Origin of the sequence: Streptomyces sp. NPDC052016 (assembly GCF_044548445.1) — a bacterium.
Lineage (GTDB): Bacteria > Actinomycetota > Actinomycetes > Streptomycetales > Streptomycetaceae > Streptomyces.
Map to the genome: position 1 here is coordinate 1 of NZ_JBIUBX010000054.1, position 18,853 is coordinate 18,853.

Annotated in this window: 18 protein-coding genes; 11 read left to right on the top strand and 7 right to left on the bottom strand. The window is 71.1% G+C overall.

What is annotated here, in order from left to right; genetic code table 11:
* Positions 1-282 (top strand): alpha/beta hydrolase fold domain-containing protein (locus ACIHAR_RS39125; RefSeq protein WP_400024029.1); only part of this gene is annotated, 282 nt, incomplete at its 5' end.
* A 19-nt stretch (positions 283-301) separates the two neighbouring features.
* A complete protein-coding gene (locus ACIHAR_RS39130; RefSeq protein WP_365472349.1) occupies positions 302-1,018 on the top strand; it encodes an alpha/beta hydrolase in 717 nt (238 codons plus the stop codon).
* Positions 1,019-1,121: 103 nt separating this feature from the next.
* Here the strand turns inward: ACIHAR_RS39130 and ACIHAR_RS39135 are convergent, their stop codons facing one another.
* From ACIHAR_RS39135 to ACIHAR_RS39155, 5 genes are all read right to left on the bottom strand, one after another.
* Entirely contained in the window at positions 1,122-2,060 is a 939-nt protein-coding gene (locus tag ACIHAR_RS39135; RefSeq protein WP_400024031.1) for an epimerase, read from the bottom strand.
* 77 nt (positions 2,061-2,137) lie between these two features.
* Entirely contained in the window at positions 2,138-4,147 is a 2,010-nt protein-coding gene (locus tag ACIHAR_RS39140) for a flavin monoamine oxidase family protein (protein ID WP_400024033.1), read from the bottom strand.
* Positions 4,148-4,353: 206 nt separating this feature from the next.
* On the bottom strand, positions 4,354-5,079 hold the full coding sequence (locus ACIHAR_RS39145; RefSeq protein WP_365472340.1) for a metallophosphoesterase: 726 nt from the start codon (positions 5,077-5,079) through the stop codon (positions 4,354-4,356).
* Positions 5,076-5,372: a hypothetical protein gene (locus ACIHAR_RS39150; protein ID WP_365472337.1), complete on the bottom strand. Its 297-nt coding sequence runs from the start codon at positions 5,370-5,372 to the stop codon at positions 5,076-5,078. The genes ACIHAR_RS39145 and ACIHAR_RS39150 overlap by 4 nt, the downstream gene beginning before the upstream one ends.
* A complete protein-coding gene (locus tag ACIHAR_RS39155; protein WP_400024035.1) occupies positions 5,372-6,079 on the bottom strand; it encodes a nucleotidyltransferase domain-containing protein in 708 nt (235 codons plus the stop codon). Before ACIHAR_RS39155 ends, ACIHAR_RS39150 begins: the two co-directional genes overlap by 1 nt.
* 217 nt (positions 6,080-6,296) lie before the next feature.
* Between ACIHAR_RS39155 and ACIHAR_RS39160 the strand changes: the two genes are divergently transcribed.
* Both ACIHAR_RS39160 and ACIHAR_RS39165 read left to right on the top strand, forming a co-directional pair.
* Complete coding sequence (locus ACIHAR_RS39160; protein ID WP_365472331.1) at positions 6,297-6,608, top strand: hypothetical protein; 312 nt, start codon at positions 6,297-6,299, stop codon at positions 6,606-6,608.
* Between the two features lie 394 nt (positions 6,609-7,002).
* Positions 7,003-9,909 (top strand): helix-turn-helix transcriptional regulator, encoded by a 2,907-nt coding sequence (locus ACIHAR_RS39165; RefSeq protein WP_400024037.1) that lies wholly within the window; start codon positions 7,003-7,005, stop codon positions 9,907-9,909.
* Between the two features lie 73 nt (positions 9,910-9,982).
* Here the strand turns inward: ACIHAR_RS39165 and ACIHAR_RS39170 are convergent, their stop codons facing one another.
* Both ACIHAR_RS39170 and ACIHAR_RS39175 read right to left on the bottom strand, forming a co-directional pair.
* Positions 9,983-10,192, bottom strand: a complete 210-nt coding sequence (locus tag ACIHAR_RS39170) for a ferredoxin (RefSeq protein ID WP_365472325.1) — start codon at positions 10,190-10,192, stop codon at positions 9,983-9,985.
* A 5-nt stretch (positions 10,193-10,197) separates the two neighbouring features.
* Positions 10,198-11,403 carry a cytochrome P450 gene (locus tag ACIHAR_RS39175; protein ID WP_365472323.1) on the bottom strand — a complete coding sequence of 402 codons (1,206 nt, stop codon included), beginning with the start codon at positions 11,401-11,403 and terminating at the stop codon, positions 10,198-10,200.
* 184 nt (positions 11,404-11,587) lie between these two features.
* Between ACIHAR_RS39175 and ACIHAR_RS39180 the strand changes: the two genes are divergently transcribed.
* The 7 genes from ACIHAR_RS39180 to ACIHAR_RS39210 all read left to right on the top strand — a co-directional run.
* On the top strand, positions 11,588-12,013 hold the full coding sequence (locus tag ACIHAR_RS39180) for a nuclear transport factor 2 family protein (RefSeq protein WP_365472320.1): 426 nt from the start codon (positions 11,588-11,590) through the stop codon (positions 12,011-12,013).
* A gap of 190 nt (positions 12,014-12,203) precedes the next feature.
* Entirely contained in the window at positions 12,204-13,235 is a 1,032-nt protein-coding gene (locus tag ACIHAR_RS39185; protein ID WP_365472317.1) for a 3-oxoacyl-ACP synthase III family protein, read from the top strand.
* A 5-nt stretch (positions 13,236-13,240) separates the two neighbouring features.
* The gene (locus ACIHAR_RS39190; protein ID WP_400024039.1) at positions 13,241-15,109 is read left to right on the top strand and encodes an HAD-IIIC family phosphatase; all 1,869 of its coding nucleotides are present in this window, start codon (positions 13,241-13,243) and stop codon (positions 15,107-15,109) included.
* Positions 15,106-15,333 (top strand): acyl carrier protein, encoded by a 228-nt coding sequence (locus tag ACIHAR_RS39195; RefSeq protein WP_365472312.1) that lies wholly within the window; start codon positions 15,106-15,108, stop codon positions 15,331-15,333. Before ACIHAR_RS39190 ends, ACIHAR_RS39195 begins: the two co-directional genes overlap by 4 nt.
* The gene (locus ACIHAR_RS39200) at positions 15,330-16,091 is read left to right on the top strand and encodes a 2-oxo acid dehydrogenase subunit E2 (protein WP_400024040.1); all 762 of its coding nucleotides are present in this window, start codon (positions 15,330-15,332) and stop codon (positions 16,089-16,091) included. Before ACIHAR_RS39195 ends, ACIHAR_RS39200 begins: the two co-directional genes overlap by 4 nt.
* Positions 16,088-17,176, top strand: a complete 1,089-nt coding sequence (locus ACIHAR_RS39205) for an alpha/beta fold hydrolase (protein WP_400024041.1) — start codon at positions 16,088-16,090, stop codon at positions 17,174-17,176. Before ACIHAR_RS39200 ends, ACIHAR_RS39205 begins: the two co-directional genes overlap by 4 nt.
* A 16-nt stretch (positions 17,177-17,192) precedes the next feature.
* Positions 17,193-18,853: type I polyketide synthase (locus ACIHAR_RS39210; protein ID WP_400024043.1), on the top strand; the 1,661-nt coding region annotated here is incomplete at its 3' end.

The following is an 18,853-nucleotide window of genomic DNA, read 5'->3' on the forward strand; positions in this document are numbered from 1 at the left end:
GAGCGCGCCCAGATCACCGCGTCCCCGCTGCGCGCCACCACCGAGCAGCTCACCGGCCTGCCCCCGGCCCTCGTCATCACCGCCGAGGCCGACGTGCTGCGCGACGAGGGCGAGGCCTACGCCAACAAGCTGCGCGAGGCGGGCGTCCCGGTCACCGCCGTCCGTTTCCAGGGCGTCATCCACGACTTCGTGATGCTCAACGCCCTGCGCTCGACCCACGCCGCCGAGGCCGCCATCGCGCTGGCCGTCCGCACCCTGCGCGCCGACCTGCACACCGCCTGACCGAGGAGACAGCACAGCCATGACCACCACCCCGACCGTCCTCCTGGTCCACGGCGCGTTCGCCGACGCCGGCAGCTGGTCCGGCGTCATCGCCGAGCTGCAGGAGCAGGGCATCCCGGTGATCGCCCCGCCCAACCCGCTGCGCGGACTGGCCTCCGACGCCGCGTACGTCGCCTCCGTCGCCGCCCAGATCGACGGCCCCGTCGTGCTCGTCGGCCACTCCTACGGCGGAGCCCTCATCACCGTCGCCGGCACCACCGAGAACGTCGTCGGCCTGGTCTACGTCGCCGCCTACGTCCTGGAGGAGGGCGAGAGCCTGGGCGAGCTGCAGGGCCGCTTCCCGCTCTCCCCGCTGGTCGGCAGCCTGAAGCAGTGGACGTACCCGGTCCCGGGCGGCGAGCCGGCCGTCGAGGTCACCATCGCCGAGGACGCCTTCCCGTCGGTGTTCGCCGCCGACGTGCCGGCCGACGTCACCAAGGTCCTCGCCGCGTCCCAGCGTCCGCTCGCCGCCGCCGCGTTCGAGGAGACCGCCGCCGCGGCCGCCTGGAAGACCAAGCCCTCCTGGGCCCTCGTCGCCGCCGCGGACGAGGCGATCAACCCCGAGGTCGAGCGCTTCGGAGCCAAGCGGGCCGGCGCGACCGTCGTCGAACTCGAGGGCGCTTCGCACGCCGTCGCCGTCTCCCGGCCGAAGGAGGTCGCGGACCTGATCCGCGAAGCGGTACGCGCGACCGGCTGACCCCCGGCCCCATGGAACGCCGCGCGGACGCATTCCCCCGTAGCGCGTCCGCGCGGCTCGTGTCCGGGCGGGACGGGGAACGCCCTCCCGCCCGTACACTCCCTCAACCGCGCGCCCGCCGTACGAGGTCCTCCGCCGCCTCCGGCCACTCGGGGTGCCCGAAGGCGAAGCCCTCCTCCAGGAGACGGCCGGGGACGACCCGGCGGCTCTTGAGGAGGAGTTCGGTGTCCGAGCGGAGGACGAAGGCGCCGGCTTCGGCCATCCACCGGGTCGCGGGCAGCCCCACCGGGACGCCCCAGGCGGAGCGCAGCGCACGCATGAAGGCGCGGTGGGGGAGGGGGGTGGGGGCGGCGAGGTTCACCGGGCCGGTGATGTCCTCCCGGCCGGTCAGGAACTCGACCGCGCGGGCGAAGTCGTGGTCGTGGATCCACGACACGTACTGGGCGCCGCCCGCGACCGGACCTCCGAGGCCGAGGCGGGTCATCCTGGACAGGACGTCGAAGACGCCGCCGCGGTCCGGGCTCATCACCATGGCGGAGCGCAGGGCCACCTTGCGGGTGTGCGGCGTGTCGGCGTCGTTCTGCTCCCGTTCCCAGTTCCTGGCGATGTCGATGCTGTAGGACCAGTAGCCGGGGACACCGGGTTCGGCGCCTCCGATGACTCCGGTGGTCTCGTCGTTCGGCGCGTCGAAGCGGTGGGCGTAGATCGTGGCGGTGCTCATCTGGAGCCAGAGGCGAGGAGGCCGGGCGGCCCGGGCGATCGCCTCCCCCACGACCCGGGTGGAGTGCACCCGGGAGTCCATCATCGTGCGGAGGTTGGCGGGGGTGTAGCGGCAGTCGACGCTGCGGCCCGCCAGGTTGATCACGACATCGCTGCCGTCGACCTCCTCCGTCCAGGGCCCCGGCGTCCGGCCGTCCCAGGCGACCTCTCCCGGGGCCGCCGGCCGGCGGCTCAGCACGACCACCTCGTGCCCCGCGGCGCCCAGCGCCCGCCTCAGCACGGTCCCCACCTGCCCGGTACCCCCGGGTATGACGATCTTCATCGAGAGGCTCCCCTCCTCGTACGAAGGGGAGCCTACTGCCTATTTGAACGTGTTCAAAACCTGCCCCGGCGTCGACCTCACGTCATGTGCACCTCCAGCGCCGCCCGCACCGCCGACTCCACCGCCCCCTCGATCCACGAGGGCTTGACCGAGGTGTGGTCGCCCGCGAAGTGCAGCGGCCCCTCGGGCGTGCGGATGGCGGCCAGCAGTTCCGTGTGCTGGCCGGGGAGCAGAACGGACGCCTCGCCGTAGGCGTACGGATCGCGCAGCCAGCTCTGGGTGCGGCCGGCGCCCGTGTAGAAGGCCTCGACGCGCTGTCCGTACACCTGCTGCAGACCGCGCAGCGCGTGCGGGTAGCGGGCGTCGTCGTCGAGGGAGTCCCAGCGCGACGCGTCGTCGGCCCAGCTGTAGGAGGCGAGCACGACACCGCCCCGGCTGCCGTCGACCGGGTGGGACGGGTTGATCATGAAACGGTTGGAGTTGTCGGAGACCGAGCCCCCGCCGACGATGTGCGCCGCCTCGGGCTGGTCCCGGGTCACCCACCGGTTGGCGGCGTAGTGCACCCGCTGTGCCGCGCTGATGTGCCCCGGCGGCACGGAGGGGTGCGCGCCCAGCAGACTCCCGTCGGCGGGCGCCCGGCCGGCCCGGTAGTCGTCGTGCAGACCCGGCCGTACGGCGTCCAGTTCCCGCTTCCAGTCGGCCTCCGTGAACTCCCACCAGCGCCGGCTGAACTCCAGCAGCACCTTGGTCGCGCTGTCGTAGTGCAACTCGGCGACGGCCCGCCGCTTCCGGTACGACATCAGCGGGCTGACCTGCACCTGCCGCAGCCCGGAGAACGGCACGGTGACGATCGCGACGTCACCCGTGAACTGCTCGCGCACCACCTTCCCGTCGCGGCCCTCGGACACGGTGTCGATCCACACGTGCGGGCCGTCCGCGCGCACGTGCGGCGAGCCCTCGGCGCCGTCGGCGCCGTGCCGGTCCGGAGCCCAGTACTCGATGCGGGTCGCGCGCCGGTCGAGGCGCAGCACGTCGGACACCTCCCGCAGCAGCGCGTCCGGCAGCGTCGCCGTGCCGCCGACCAGCTCCCAGAACGCGGTGTCCGGGCTGATCAGCGAGGCACTGATGAAGCTGTGGATGAAGGACAGCGGCAGTCGCGAGGTGAGGTTCTCCAGGGTGCCGACGAGATCGATGGTGCGCTCGTCCAGACGGGCCTCCTCGGTCAGGAACCGGTACATCGACCAGTCCCCGTACTTCCGCACGACCCGTGCCCAGCCCCGTACCCGCTCCGGCATCGGCTTGTCGACGCGCCGGCCGTCCGCGCCGACGGTGCTGAACTCGTCGCGGACGGGGTCCAGGGCCTCCCGCAGGATCGTCGAGGACGGAGTGTCCCAGTACCGTCGGGGTACACCGAACGACCGGTTGACCCTGCGCGGCGACCGGGCGTACTCGGAACGCCGCACCCGCACGCCGTTGACGTGGAGCCAGGCGTTGTTGACCGGCTTGCCCTGGGCGTCGACGTCGACGAGGTGGAACCGGCGGCGCTCGACGCCGAGCTGGTCGATCAGGGCCATCACCAGCGGATGGCTGCCGGGGATCCGCATGGCCCCCGCCTCCGCGTACTGGCGCGGATCGGCGAACGCCTGGGACGCGTGCTCGTGCCCGCCGGTACGGAAGGTCTTGATCCGGCCGCCGACCCGGTTGCCGTTGGCCTCCACGAGCGTGACCTGGTGTCCGGCCCGCTTCAGCAGCCAGGCGGCCACCAGCCCCGCCGGCCCAGCGCCCACCACGAGCACCTTCTTCGCGGTCCTCGTCCCGGAGCGCGGCAACCCGGAGCCGAGGATCTCGCGGTAGCCGGGCACGAGCGGCCGGTCCTCCTCGTCGACCACCAGCAGGGCCCGGGCGACCGCCAGGCACGTGGCCCAGTCGGCGGTCGGCGTCGGCGGGCAGGGGGCCTGCGGCAGGGCCGCCGCCGGGACCGGGACGGCGGTCACGAGCGCGGCCCCGGCCGTGCCGGCCGCGGCCGTGAACCGCCGGCGGGAGACCGTACGCGGGGAGGGGTCTACAGAGGCATCGGAATTGTCCATGCGCCCTGGATACGGGCGCACGGCCGGCCGGCGGACCGGTCCGCTCGATCATCACCTGAACGTGTCAGCGCCACGGCGTGAGCCGGACCGTGTCCGTGCCGCCGGACGCGGGACGCACCACCGGACGCCTCCGGCGCAACCGAAAGACGGCGACGGCACGTTTGCACTGCCGATCCCGACCGGGAGGCGACGCGGCGGCGCCGGCGTCAGTCGGTGTGCAACTGGTACACGTTGAACGCCCGCTTGATGACCGGCTGCGCCACGTTCCGCACGCGGACGCCGCCCGCGGTCATCCCGTGTTCCGTGCCCATGTGGGCGTGCCCGTGGACGGACAGGTCGGCGCCCGCCGTGTCGATCGCCTCGGCCAGCAGGTAGCTGCCGAGGAACGGGTAGATCTCCAGCGGCTCACCGGCCAGCGTGTCGGCCACGGGCGAGAAGTGGGTGAGCGCCACCCGCACCTCGCAGCCTTCCTTGCCCAGCTCCTCCAGCGCGGTGCGCAGACCGTCGGCGCTGCGGCGGGTGTAGCGGACGAACTCCTTCATCAGCGGTTCGCCGAACTCCCCGGCGCTGCGCCCCACGAACCCGCCGCAGAAGCCCTTCGTCCCGGCGACGCCCACGCGCGTCCCGCCGCACTCGACGATCGTGCCGTCACCCTCCAGAACGGTCACGTCCGCGTCCTTGAGGATGTCGGCCACCTTCTCGGGCTGCTCGTCGTGGTGGTCGTGGTTGCCGAGCACCGCCACGACCGGCACGTGAAGCCCACGGACCTCCTGCGCCACCACCCGCGCCTCTTCCGGCGTGCCGTGACGCGTGAGGTCGCCCGCCAGCAGCAGCATGTCGGCACAGTCGGGCAGGGTTTCGAACGCCGGCCGCAGCAGACCCTGGCTGTCCGGCCCCATGTGGATGTCCCCCACCGCGGCGACCCGGATCATGGAAGGTCCTCCGCGTGGTCGGGGGACGTGGTCTCCGCCACCACCACGTCGGTGTGCACGGCGAGCCCCGCCAGTTCCTCCTCGACGGTCCGCAGCAGGGTCTCCCGGCATTGCGTCGAGGGCACCGTACCGGTCACCACGATCGATCCGGCCCGCACCTCCGCCCGTACGCCCAGCTCACCGAGCTCCTCCGCGGCGAGCCGGTCGCGCAGGTGGGCGACGCGGTATTCGACGTTCTCGGGGGCCTGGCCGGCGCTCCCGGCTCCGCCCGCGTGCTCCGCGAGGGGCCTCATCACTTTTCCTCCTTCGGCCTCGGCGGAATGACCTCGAGCCGCTCCAGGAAGTAGAAGAACGCGTCGGGCATCGGCTGGTCCCCGCAGGCGCGGCGCACCGTCTCCCAGTCGACCTTCTCCCGCAGCGTACGGGCGATCGGCAGCACCGCCCCGAAGTCGCAGTGGTGCTCGGAGAAGGCCGCCAGCAGGCTGTGCACCAGGTCGGTCGGCGACAGGACCGGCATGAACACCGAGTCGACCGACAAAGGCTCGGCCCGGTCCAGCAGCTCGGTCGTGACCGGCTGGTGGGCGAGCTCGAAGATGAGGTCGACCTGCTGTCCCAGGCAGCTCGCCTTCAGCAGCCAGTCCTCCGGCGGCGCGTACACCGGCAGCCCGGCCTCCCGCAGCGTCTCCGCGACGGCTTCCGCGTCCTCGGGGCGGAAGCAGAAGTCGACGTCGTGCTGGAGGTTCTGGGTGCCGCCGTGGGCGTAGACCGCGACGCTGCCCGCCAGGGCGAACCTGTGCCCCTTGCGCTTGAGAATCGAGCCGACCTGCTTCGCGGCCTGCAGGATCGCCTGGTTGCGGTCGAGAGGGAGATCCTCCGCCACGCCGTTCTGCGGGACGACCGCGCCGTTCTGCGGGACGGGGACGGGATCACCCGTGGCGAGACGCAGCTCCGCGACGCCCGCGTGCTGTTCGAGAGCGTTGTCGTCTGCGTGCTGCGTCATCACTGCCCCCTTGTTTCCTGCCCTTTTTCCTGGTCGGCCCCGTCGTCCGGTCCGCATCGGGCGGACCGACCCCGCGGAACCGTGACGGCGAGGTCCCCGAGTACCCGGGCACGCGCCTTCGACACCGGCCGGAGGAAAGCCTTCGGAAAGCCGCGGGAAACGCAGGAAAGGAGTGCGCGGGCGTCTCCCGCTCCCCGTTCCGGGGCACCCGGCCCCCATGAACAGCGAGCACCAGCATCAGCCGGCCCCGTCCGAGGAGCGCAGGACCGTCGAGCGGCTCGTCGAGGCCTGGCTGGAGGAGACCGAGCGGCACGACAGGGCCGCGGCCCGTGAGGCCCGCACCGGATGGGAACGGGGTGCCCTGCCCGACCGGTCCGCCCTGGACCTGGCCCACTGGGTGACCGCCCGGGTCACCGACACCGCCTTCAACGAGGACGAGGGCCCGCACGTCGAGGGGGCGGTGCGGATCACTCCGGCGGACAAGGAGACCGTCCATCGGTGGCTGACGGCACAGGGGCACCGGATCTGAGGGGACAGGGGCACCGGATCCGACGGGCCACGGCCACAGAGAGGGGCACCGGATTCGACCGGGCACGGGCACCGGATTCGACCGGACACGGGCACCGGAACCAACCGAGGGGACCCGTGCCCCGCGAGCCGCGCCCGTCGCGCGCCCGGCCGGGGGATCACCGTCCGGCTCCGGGGAGCCACCTGCCCAAGGACCCACCCCGCAGACCGCCGAACCGGTCGCGCGTCCCGCGCTCGCCGCGCTACGGGGGCGCCGGCCGCCCCGCTCGGCGCTGCCGCTGGACCGTTTGCCGCTGGACCGACGACTGACCGTCCTTGCCCTCAATGCGATCGCATGCCGCTGTAGACTCAACGAAAGTTGAGCGGATAAGGAAGAGCCTTAACCGACACGGGGGATGGTCCTGGTGAGGCATCAGGAAGACCAGAAAAGGGGATGTTCCGGTTCCGTTCGAGGAGAGGAACTGCAGCGGCTTTTCACGGCGCTGGACTCGATCGGCAGCAATACGGGACGCATCGTGGAAGTGGTGGGAGCGCCTGGGACTGGCAAGTCTCGGCTCGTCTCCGACCTGGCGCAAGAGGCCTGCCAAAGAAACGTCACATTATTATCCGGCCGCTGCGTCGATGAGGAACGGGAGATACCTTTCCATCCGTTCGTCCACGCGTTGAGCAGTCCCACGGCGCTCGATCTCATCGACCGCCTTCCCGCTGACAGCGCACAGTTGTTACGGGGTGCTTTCGTCGACACTCCGTCATGGGACGGCAGCACGAACAAGCTCACGTCGCCGGAGCGCGTCCAATTCCGCAAAGCGGTCCGGACGCTCCTCGCGCACTCCGCGGGGCCGGGGATGGTCCTGGTCCTCGACGACTTCCACCACGCGGATCCGGACTCCGTGGAACTGCTCGACCACCTGGTCCGGTTCCCCGTCCCCCGGCTGCTGCTGGTGATCGCGCACCGCAACCGGCAGGCTTCCGCCCGGCTGAGGAGTTCCTTCGCCCACGGAGTCGCGTTGGGCACGGTGGAGCGCGTGGAACTGGGCGCGCTGTCGCTGAGCCAGTCGTCGCAGATCCTCGGCCTTCCGCCGTACGACGAGCGTCTGCGTCACCTGCACCGTCAGAGCGACGGAAATCCGGCCTACCTGCTGATGCTGGCCCACGGAGACCCGGAGGCGTCGTCGAAGTCGGTGGAATGCGACGCCGAACTGGGGACCGACATGCTCCTCGGTGAACTGGCCGCACTGAACACCGACGAGAAGACCGTGGTGACGGCCGCGGCGGTGATCGGCGACCGCTTCGATCTCGCGGCCCTGACGGCCGTCGCGGAACTCGGCTCCGATGAGGTGAGGCGATCCGTCGCCCGTCTCCTCGGACGGGACATCCTCCGCCCGGTCGGTACACGTGCCCAGTACACCTTCCGCCATCCGGTCGTCCGGCGTCTCGTGTGCGCCCACACCGACCCCCTCTGGCGGCTGTCCGCCCATCGCAGGGCTCTGCGGGTTCTCCTCGACCGGAACGCCCCGGTCGCGAGCCAGGCCGCGCACGTCGAATGTCTGCTCGACCATCTGGAACCGCAGGACCTGCCGACACTCGTGCGGGTCGCGGACCACGCCGTCCGCTCGGACCCCTCGTCGTCGGTGCGCTGGCTGAGGGCCATGCTGCACACCCTTCCGGACGACGGGCGCCACCGCGCCGAGCGGCTCCAGCTCTCCCTGAAGCTGGCCTGCGCCTTCATGGCCGCCGGGCGCACGGCCGAGAGCCGCGAGCTCTACCTGCGGACGCTGGACCAGATCCCGCCCTGCCCTCCGCGGGTACGCGCGTCGGCCGTGATCCTGTGTGCCCAGCTGGAGAACCTGCTGGGCCACCACGTCGAAGCGGGCCGCCTCCTCGAGGACGAACTGGCGCAGCTGCCCTCCGACACATCCACCGAGGCGGTCGAACTCATCCTCGCCCGGCAGTTCGTGATGAGCATGCAGCGGAGGCTGGACTCGACCACCCTGATGGAACGCTGCGTGCGGCTGTCCCAGCAGCACGAGGACCGCGCCAACGAGGCGGGAGCGCTCGCCGCCCTGGCGCTCGAACGGCTCTTCACCGGCGACGTCGGCGGCGCCGAAGCAGCCGCCACCGTCTGCGCGTCCATCGTGGACATGCTGCCCGACGCGGAACTCGGCGAGCATGCGGACTACCTCGCCATGCTCGGTGGCGCGGAAGTCCACCTGGACCGCTTCGCGCAGGCGAAACGGCACTTCACGCGCGGTGTCTCGATCGCGCGCGCCTCCAGGGCGCACCATCACGTTCCCGTGATGCTTCTGGGACTGAGCACCGTCTACCACCAGATCGGGCCGCTCGAGAGCGCGTTGCACACCGCGGCCGAGGCGGGCCATCTGGCCCGGGTGATGGGTGCCGACCATGTGCTGGGGCTGACCCTCGCCCGGCAGGCCGCCTGCGTCTCCGCGACCGAGGGCCACGCCCACCCCGAGAAGGCGGTCGCCCTCGCCGAGGAGGCACTCGGGCTGCTGTCCTCCGACTGCTTCTACCGGGGCATCGAAGCGGTGTTGATCTTCGCCGACGCCGTCCTGACGGCCGGCGACCCGCACGGCTGCCGTGCGTTGCTGCTCGACGCCGGGCACGGTCCGAACCTGCCAAGGGTGCCGCTCATGCAGCGGGCGCGCTGCTTCGAGAAGCTGACCGCGGCCGCGGTGGCCGCCGGGGACACCGCCGCCGCCGCGACATGGGCAGGATCGGCGCACTCCGCCGCCCTGTCCACCGGAGTGCCCTCGCACGGCGCCTTCGCGATGAGCGCGAAGGCGCACGTGCTGAGCGCCACCGGTGACCACGAGGCCGCCATGCTCGAATACCGGAGCGCCGCCGACCTGTTCTCGGCGGCCAAGATGCTCGTGGCCCATGCGCGGACGCTGATCCTGGCAGCCGCCAGCGCCTCGGACTGCGCCCGGTACGACGAGGCGGCGACCCTGCTCGCCCTCGCCAGGGAACTCGCCCGTCGGTGCGGCGCGCGGCACGAGTACGAGAACGCGAAGAGGTACCAGCGCCGGCTCGACCGCCTGATCGAAGACGCGGAGGCCGCCTCGGAACCCGGCGACGTGGCGGCGCTGCTCACCGCCCGCGAGATCGAGATCGCCAGGCTGGCCGGAAAGGGCGAGCGGACCAAGGACATCGCGGAGACCCTTTCTCTCAGCCCCCGTACCGTGGACGTGCACCTGACCAACATCTACCGGAAACTGGGGATCAAGTCGCGGGCCGCGCTGGCGAATCGACTGTTCCGGGCCACCGGCCCCGCCGGGGCGTGAAAAGGAGTGCGACCGGGCGTGCGGCGTGGAAGGGGGACACGCCCGCACGCCCGGTCGCTCGTGCGCCCGGAGGTCAGTCCGTCGGCTTCTCGACGACGGTGATGGCGCCCTCCGGGCAGGCGTTCGCTCCGCTGCGGGCGGCCGCGCGAAGGACGTCCGCCACGTCGAACTCGCCCGCCTCGTTGAAGCTCGTGTCCGGGTTGACCTCGTAGACCCCGGGGCTGACCGTCTCGCACAGGCCGTGCCCGTTGCACCGCGTCCGGTCGACGCGAATGTGGACCATGTGCGTCACCCGACCGTCAGGTCGAGGCGGTTCATACCGCGCACGGGGGAGTAGTGGTGGCGGCGCGTCGATCCGGGCGTCACGTGGTAGCGCGGGATGCGCTGGTGCCACTCCTCCAGGGCGACCTTGAGGATCCGCCGTGCGAGATGCATGCCGAGGCACCGGTGCGGTCCGATGCCGAAGCTCAGGTGGCGAACCGCCGAGCGATCGAAGTCGACCTCGTCCGGGCGGTCGAAGGCCCGCGGGTCGCGTCCCGACATGCCCCACGACATCAGCACCTGTTCGCCGGCGCGCAGGGTGACGCCGTGCCGCTCGACGTCCCGGGCGAGCACACGCGCCGAACTGCCCATGGCCTGGAACCGGATCAGCTCCTCGATGACCAGCGGGATCCTCTCGGGAGACGCGACGATCAGGTCCTGTACCTCCGGGTGTTCCGCGAGGTACAGGAGGATCAGGCCCAGGATCGAGTTGGTGGTGTCCAGGCTTGCCAGCATCGTCATGAAGACCACGTTGACGATCTCGTCCTGGGTCAGGTCGCGCCCCTCGAACCGGGTCTTCAGCAGCAGGCTGATCACGTCGTAGCGGTCGGCGTAGCCCTCGCTGCGGCGCCGGTCGACGGCGTCGGAGAAGAACGTCCACAGGGGTCTGCTCGCCGCGTACCTGTCCTCGTCCGTGTTGCCACCCAGCGCGTTCTTGCGCAGCCAGTCCTTGTGATCGAGGAGCTGCTGGAGGTTCTCGCGACCGATTCCGAAGTTGATCAGGAAGGTCTCGGCCGGGAGCGGGACCGCGAAGTCGGCGATCGCCTCACAGCTGCCCTGCTTCGCGATCGGCTCGATCAGGTCGACGGCCGCCTCGCGGATCTGCGGGGTGAGCTGGTTGACCACGGACGGATTGAACACCGTGGTCAGCGTCTGGCGCCACAGCCGGTGCTCCTCGCCGTCCATCTGGACCGGGATCTGCTTGTCCGCGTACAGCTGGATGTGCGGGATGCTGACCTTCGCGTTCGAGAAGATCTCGGGGTTCTTGGCCGCCCACTCGATGTCGTCGTACCGCGTGAGAATCCAGAAGCCGCCGAACTCCTCGGAACGCACGATCGGAGCCGACTCGCGGAGCTTGGCGAACTGCGAGACCGGGTCCTCCTGCAGCCAGGGCTGGAACAGACTCCACCGACGTCCGAGCTCCTCTGTGGTCTCCGGCGGTTCGGTCATCATGGACGGCTCCTCATCATCACGGACCACGCTTGTCCGCAGACCGTGACCGCCTCCACTTAGGCCTGTCTTGTCGGCCTCTAAAGGCGACGGGCGCGCCGGCCCGCCTTAGGCCCGCCCCAGACCTGCTTAAGGCGGTCTTCCTAACTTCCGTGCTCACCACCGGACCCACCGGGAGAGGACGGGCATGGAGCAGAACAAGCAGGTCGCACAGGATTTTCTGTACGCCGTCGGGCAGGGGGACGTGGCCTCCGTGGAGAAGGTGCTCGCCCCGGACTTCGCGTGGCGGGTCGCGGCCGCCACCCCGGCGAGCCACCACCCCCTGCCGGAGGTCCAGGACAGGGAGCAGTTCCTCGCGGGAGTGGGCCGGATGCGGGACGTCTGGGGCGACGGGCTGGTCTACCGGATCCAGAGCGTGCTCGCCGAGGGGGAGCGGGTGGTGATCGAGGCCTTCGGTGAGGGATCCACCCTCGGCCTGGACTTCCGTAACCGCTACGCCTTCTTCCTCGAACTGCGTGACGGCCTGCTGACGGGCGGACGCGAGTACCTCGACTTCGCCTACCTCCAGGCATTCCAGGCGCGGATGGCCGAGCGAATGTCCTCGAGCGGCTGAACGGGCCCGACGGCCCGGTGGCCGCCGTGGCTCCGCTGCCGGCCTCGAGGCCGGCCCCGCGCACGTCCGGCCGCCGGTCACCGTCCGCTTCGGAAGATCTTCAGGGCGGCTTTAGCCCAACTGTTCAGATTCGTCATGGAATCAGATTGTTCGTCTGCGACCTGCGTGGATTCGCCGAAGGGAAGCACTTATGAGCACGCCTGAGGTACGCGTCCTGGCGGCCGGGTCGGCGCTACCGGGTCCGCCCGTGGACAACGCGGCCCTGGCCCGCCGGTTCAACATGGACGCGTCCTGGCAGCAGTGGGTCGACGTGTTCATCGGCACCCGATCGCGCCACCTGGCCGTCGACCTGGAGAGCGGCGAAGTCCGCTCCTCACTCGCCGAACTCGGCGCGGAGGCCGCCCGCCGAGCGCTGGACACGGCGGGGCTCGGCCCCGACGACGTCGATGTGATGGTCATGGGCACCGCCACCCCCGACCAGTTGATGCCCGCCACGGTCAACATGATCGCCGAGCGCCTCGGCATCAACGACATCCCCACCTACCAACTCCAGTCCGGATGCACGGGAGCCGTCGGCGCGCTCGACGTCGGGCGGCAGCTGTTGCTCACCGGCGAGCACCGGACCGCGCTGGTCCTCGGCGGCGACGTCTGCGCCAAGCACTTCGACGTCGACTTCGACCTCAAGGCCATGGCCCCCACCGAGCTGGTGAACGTGGTGCTGTTCGGCGACGGCGCCGGAGCCGCCGTCCTGACCACCGAACCGGTGGCCGACGCCGCCCTCGTCCACGGGATCCTCAACCGGCTGACCGGGCTGGGCCGCGCGCCGGGCCAGGTCGTCGACTGGTACGGCCAGGCCAACCGGCGGCCCGGCGACTCCGCGCTGCAGGAGGACTACAAAGCCATCGAGCAACTGGTGCCCGGCATGGCCACCGAGGTCCTCAAGGAACTCCTGGACCGACTGGACTGGACCGAGACCGATGTGGACTACCTGCTCCCGCCCCAGCTCTCCGGGACGATGACCCCCCGCATCGTGACCGAACTCGGACTGCCCGGCGCCGAGGAGGTCAGCTGCGTCACCGAGATCGCCAACACGGGCAACGCGGCGCCCTTCATCCAACTGGAGCGCGTCCTCCCGGAGATGGTCCCCGGCGACCGGGCCATCGGCATCGCGATCGAGTCCAGCAAGTGGATCAAAGCCGGCTTCGCCCTGGGGAAGGTCTGAAACGGATGGAGACGCTCGCCGAGCTCACCGCGGCGCACCGCTCGGGCACCCTCACCGCGCGCTACCCGGAGGTGAGCCGCCTGCTGACAGGCCTCACCGACGAGGACCTCGTGCGCGCCGGGCAACTGCTGGCCGGCCTCGACGGCGACCAGATCGCCAAGGAACACCCCGACGTCCCGCAGATCCGGGTGTCGGTCACGGGAAACGCGACCCTGTCGGGCCTGCTCGCCCCACTGACCGGCGAACTCGCCCGGCACGGCCTGCTGCTGCGGCCGCACTTCGCCGAGTTCGGCAGCTACGTGGCCGAACTGTCCACTCCCGACAGCGACCTGTGGTCCGGCTCGCCCGATCTCGTGCTGTGCGTCCTGGACCACATGGCGGTCCTCGACGAGGTGCCCACACCCTGGCGGGCCGCCGACCTGGCGTCCGCGATCCAGGCGAAGGTGGGCCTGGTCCGGGGCCTGGCCGAGCAGTGTGCCGCCCGTGGCGGCACCCTCGTCCTCAACACCCTTCCGCTGCCCCACACCATCCTCGCCCAACTGGTCGACCACCGTTCCCGCGCCCACCTCAGCGCCGCCTGGCGGGAGGCCAACGCCGCCCTCCTGCGGCTCGTCGACCGCCACCCCGGCGTCGTCGTGCTCGACCTGGACGCCCTGCTCACCGAAGGCATCCCGCTCACCGAGGCACGCCTGAGCAGGTACGCCAAGGCCCACCTGTCCCCGGCCCTGCTCGCCCGCTACGCCCGCCAGGTCGGGCACCTGGCGAGGAACCTCGCCGGCCGCACCAGGAAGGTCCTGGCCCTGGACCTGGACGAGACCGTGTGGGGCGGAATCCTCGGCGAGTGCGGCTCCGAGAACATCGAGGTCGCGGGCACCTATCGGGGCGAGGCCTTCGAAGCCTTCCAGAAGGTCGTCCGACAGCTGGCGTCCCAGGGCGTCCTGGTGGCCGCGGTCAGCAAGAACGACCTGGACCCGGTCCGCGAGACCCTGCGCACCCACCCCGACCTCACGCTCCGCGAGGACGACTTCGTCCGCGTCATCGCCAACTGGCGACCCAAGCACGACAACCTCACCGAACTCGCGGCCGACCTCAACCTCGGCGTCGACAGCGTCGTGTTCGTCGACGACAGCCCCTTCGAGTGCGGACTCGTCCGCAGCGAACTGCCCCAGGTGGCCGTGGTGCAGGTGGACACCGAACCGGCCCTGCACGTGGAACGGCTGCTGCGGGACGGCTGGTTCGACGTGCCGCAGGTCACCGACGAGGACCGGCAACGCCCCGCCAAGTACCGTGACGAACTGGCCAGGAACGACTTCCTGCAGAGCTTCGACTCGCTCCAGGACTACCTGCGCGAACTCCGGGTGTGGGTCCGCTTCGGCCCCGTCGAGGCCGCCGAGGTGCCACGGATCTCCCAGATGACACTGCGCACCAACCAGTTCAACCTGACCACCCGGCGCCTGCAGCAGACCGACGTGACCCGGCTCCTGGACGATCCCACCGCCTCCGTTCACGGCATCCACGCCGGCGACCGGTTCGGAGTGAACGGACTCGTCGGAGCGGTGTTCCTGCGCCGCACCGGCACGGACCTCGAGATCGACAACTTCCTGCTCAGCTGCCGTGTCTTCGCGCGCGGCATCGAACAGGCCTGCCTGACCGAGGTGCTGCGGCACGCCGCGGCCACCGGAGCGGCCCGAGTGCTCGGGCACTACCGGCCGACCGCGAAGAACGGCAAGGTCGCCGACTTCTACGCCCGCAACGGCTTCACCCCGCTCTCCCAGGACGACACCGGCACCGTCTTCTGCCACGACCTCACCGACATCTCCCCTCCCCCGGACCACATCCGTCTGCTGACAGCCGCCGAAGGGACCACCGAGTGAACACCGTCGACGAATTCGTCACCCTCGTGTGCGACGAGGTCGGCCTGCAGATCACCGCCGCGGACATGGACGCCGGTTTCGACCAGGTGCCCGGCTGGGACTCGGTGCACCTCCTCACCCTGATGATGGCGCTGGAACGCAGCACCGGACGGACGCTGTCCATGCCCGCCCTGCTGGAAGCCCCCAGCCTCGGGCACGTCTACCGGCTGGCGGTCGGCTCGTGACCCCCCGGCCGGTTCCCCGGCAACGACGGCAGACCCTCTACTTCCTCGAGCAGATCCGCTCGTTCTCACCGGTCTTCCTGGACACCGAGGTCGACATGGGGGAGGTGCTGCGCCACCGGGACACGGCCCGCGAGGCCGGACGGCGCTACTCGGTGGTCACCTACGTCCTGCACGCCGGCGCCCGTGTGCTGGCCGCGCATCCCCAGGCCAACGCGGCCATCCACGGCCGCGCGCTGCCGCGCGTCGCCCATTACACCGAGGTCAACGCCAAGCTCGCGCTGGACCGCACACTCGACGGCCAGCGGGCCGTGCTCTCCGCGGTCCTGCCCGACCTGGCCAAGGCCGACCTGGCGCACATCCAGCAACAGGTCTCCCACTACCGGGACGGTGACGCCGAGCGGATGCCCGAGTTCGCCGGCGTCCGCAGACTCCAGGGTCTTCCCGTGCCCGTCGGCCGGTTCGCCTTCCGGCGCTTCGTCCGCCCCCTGACACGGCGCGCCGACGTGTTCGGCACCTTCGCCGTGACCTCGCTGGGCCACCGCGCGGTGGACTCCTTCCACTCCGTCGGCGGCACCACCGTCACCCTCGGCGTGGGACGGATCCTCGACCGGCCCGTGGTCCGCGACGGCACGGTGACCAGCGCCCCGGTCATGCGCCTGAGTCTCGCCTTCGACCACCGAGTGATCGACGGGGGCGAGGCCGCCGACATCCTCACCGAGATCAAGGACGCCCTCGAACGCTTCGGCGAGCAGTCATGAACGACATCACGGAACTCAAGCAGTTCATCGTCGTGCACGCCAAGGCCCAGGGGCTGAGCGCCGCGGAGTACCAGCCGATCCTGGACCGGATCCGCAGCGACGACGACGGAGCTCCGGACTCCTGGGCGACGGTCTGGCGCGATGCCGGTGACGAGCTCGCCGAGCGCGGAAAACTCCTCGACGCCAACCGCCGTTACGTCATGGCCCGCTTCCCCTACGTGGACGGTCCCGGCCGGGCCCGGGCCCAGCAGAGCTACCTCGACACCTTCGAACGCTGGAGCAAGGAACAGCGGGACATCGAGCCGCTCACCGTCACCGTCGGCGACGACCGGGTCCGCTGCTGGACGACCGGCCTGTCCACCACCGAGCGACGCCCCCTCGTACTCATCATGGGCGGCATCATCAGCGTCAAGGAGCAGTGGGCGCCGACGCTCCGGCTGGCCAACCGCCTCGGACTGGCCGCGGTCGTCACCGAACTGCCCGGTGTCGGCGAGAACACCATGCGCTACGACGCCGACGGCTGGCGGATGATCACAGCCGTCCTGGACTCCGTCGCCGACCGTGCCGACGCCACCCGCACCACGGCCCTGGCCCTGAGCTTCAGCGGGCACCTCGCCCTGCGTTGCGCACTCACCGACCACCGCATCCGCGCGGTGATCACGGCGGGCGCCCCGGTCGGCGCCTTCTTCACCGACCGGACGTGGCAGGGGCGACTGCCCCGGGTCACCGTCGACACGCTGGCGCACCTGGCCCGCACCTCCCCGGACGGACTGGCCGGACTGATGCCGTCACTGGCCCTCTCCGCGGAGCAGCTCGCCGCTCTCGACATCCCGGTGTACTACCTGGCGAGCCGGCGGGACGAGGTGATCCCGCCCGAGGACCTGGCCCTGCTGCGCGCGCACGTCCGGGACCTGCACGTCCTGGAGAACGACGACGTGCACGGATCCCCCCACCACGTCCTGGAGAGCCGGCTCTGGATCGTCCAGTCCCTCATGCGGCTCACCGGCCGGCAGGGGCTCCGCTCCGCGCTGCTCGGCGCACTGCTGCGACTGCTGCGCCGCCGCTCACTTCGTACACAACGATAGGTAGGCAAGCTCGACCATGGGTGAACTCGAAGCGCACAAGTCGACGTCGGCCGAAGCGATCGCCATCGTCGGAATGTCCTGCCGCCTTCCAGAGGCGGAGAACCCGTCAGAACTGTGGAGCCTCCTCCGCGGCGGACACAGCGCGATCGGTGAGCCGCCCGCCCATCGCTCGGAGCTGCCGTCGCGGCCCGGAGGCTACCTCCAGGACGTGAGCGGCTTCGACGCCGGGTTCTTCGGCATCAGCCCGCGCGAGGCGTCCGCGATGGACCCCCAGCAACGGCTGATGCTGGAACTGGCCTGGGAAGCCTTCGAGGACGCCCGGATCGTCCCCACCGACCTCGCCGACAGCCGCACCGGGGTCTTCGTCGGCGTCATCGCCGACGACTACGCCGCGCTCACCCACCAGCGCGGCGTCGCGGGCATCACCCAGCACACGCTGACCGGACTCAACCGGGGCGTCATCGCCAACCGCATCTCCTACACCCTCGGCCTGCACGGCCCGAGCGCGGCCGTGGACACCGGCCAGTCCTCCTCACTGGTGGCCGTGCACCTCGCCGCGGAGAGCCTGCGGCGCGGTGAGTCGACCCTGGCCATCGCGGGCGGCGTCAACCTCAACCTCGTCCCGGACAGCACCGTCGGCGCCGAGAAGTTCGGCGGCCTCTCACCGGACGGCCGCTGCTTCACCTTCGACGCCCGCGCCAACGGCTACGTCCGCGGCGAGGGCGGCGCCTTCGTCGTACTGAAGCCCCTGTCCGCGGCCCTCGCCGACGGCGACCCCGTGTACTGCGTACTGCACGGCAGCGCCATGAACAACGACGGCACCACCGACGGGCTCACCGTGCCCGGATCCGCCGGTCAGCAGGACGTCCTGCGCCGGGCCTACGAGCGCGCCGGCGTCCCCACCGAGCAGGTGCAGTACGTCGAGCTGCACGGCACCGGCACGCGCCTCGGCGACCCGATCGAGGCGTCCGCCCTGGGCGCGGTGCTCGGCGCGGGCCGCGGCGACGGGTCCGAACTGCGCGTCGGATCGGTGAAGACCAACGTCGGCCACCTGGAGGGCGCCGCCGGCGTCGTCGGCCTGCTGAAGGCCGCGCTGTCGATCCGGCACCGCGAACTGGTACCGAGCCTGAACTACGAGACCCCCAACCCCGAGATACCCCTCGACACGCTCCGGCTGACCGTGCAGCGGAGCCGCACGCCGTGGCCGCGCCAGGACGAGCCGCTCTACGCCGGTGTCAGCTCCTTCGGGATGGGCGGGACCAACTGCCATGTCGTCCTGTCGGACGGGCGCACCGACGCGGTCTCCGGGCCGTCGGAACCCGGACCGGGGCACGAGCCGCATGCGGTGACGGGCTCCCGTGTGGTGCCGTGGGTGGTGTCGGGGAAGTCCGCGGAGGCGTTGGCGGGCCAGGCGGAGCGGCTGGCCGCTTTCGTGGATGAGCGGCCCGACGCGGACGCCGGTGCGGTGGGGCGTTCGCTGGCGGTGACGCGGGCGCGGTTCGATCACCGTGCGGTGGTGCTGGGCGAATCGCGCGAGGAACTCCTGGCCGGGTTAGGGGATCTGGCGGCTGGTGTGCCGTCGGCGGGTGTGGTGGCCGGGCGGGTGGCGTCTGGTGGCGGCATGGCGTTTCTGTTCTCGGGTCAGGGCAGTCAGCGGCTGGGGATGGGCCGTGAGCT

Coding starts and splice junctions, on each gene's coding strand:
- ACIHAR_RS39130 (WP_365472349.1), top strand. CDS start 302: ATGACCACCACCCCGACCGTCCTCCTGGTCCACGGCGCGTTCGCCGAC.
- ACIHAR_RS39135 (WP_400024031.1), bottom strand. CDS start 2,060: ATGAAGATCGTCATACCCGGGGGTACCGGGCAGGTGGGGACCGTGCTG.
- ACIHAR_RS39140 (WP_400024033.1), bottom strand. CDS start 4,147: ATGGACAATTCCGATGCCTCTGTAGACCCCTCCCCGCGTACGGTCTCC.
- ACIHAR_RS39145 (WP_365472340.1), bottom strand. CDS start 5,079: ATGATCCGGGTCGCCGCGGTGGGGGACATCCACATGGGGCCGGACAGC.
- ACIHAR_RS39150 (WP_365472337.1), bottom strand. CDS start 5,372: ATGAGGCCCCTCGCGGAGCACGCGGGCGGAGCCGGGAGCGCCGGCCAG.
- ACIHAR_RS39155 (WP_400024035.1), bottom strand. CDS start 6,079: ATGACGCAGCACGCAGACGACAACGCTCTCGAACAGCACGCGGGCGTC.
- ACIHAR_RS39160 (WP_365472331.1), top strand. CDS start 6,297: ATGAACAGCGAGCACCAGCATCAGCCGGCCCCGTCCGAGGAGCGCAGG.
- ACIHAR_RS39165 (WP_400024037.1), top strand. CDS start 7,003: ATGGTCCTGGTGAGGCATCAGGAAGACCAGAAAAGGGGATGTTCCGGT.
- ACIHAR_RS39170 (WP_365472325.1), bottom strand. CDS start 10,192: ATGGTCCACATTCGCGTCGACCGGACGCGGTGCAACGGGCACGGCCTG.
- ACIHAR_RS39175 (WP_365472323.1), bottom strand. CDS start 11,403: ATGATGACCGAACCGCCGGAGACCACAGAGGAGCTCGGACGTCGGTGG.
- ACIHAR_RS39180 (WP_365472320.1), top strand. CDS start 11,588: ATGGAGCAGAACAAGCAGGTCGCACAGGATTTTCTGTACGCCGTCGGG.
- ACIHAR_RS39185 (WP_365472317.1), top strand. CDS start 12,204: ATGAGCACGCCTGAGGTACGCGTCCTGGCGGCCGGGTCGGCGCTACCG.
- ACIHAR_RS39190 (WP_400024039.1), top strand. CDS start 13,241: ATGGAGACGCTCGCCGAGCTCACCGCGGCGCACCGCTCGGGCACCCTC.
- ACIHAR_RS39205 (WP_400024041.1), top strand. CDS start 16,088: ATGAACGACATCACGGAACTCAAGCAGTTCATCGTCGTGCACGCCAAG.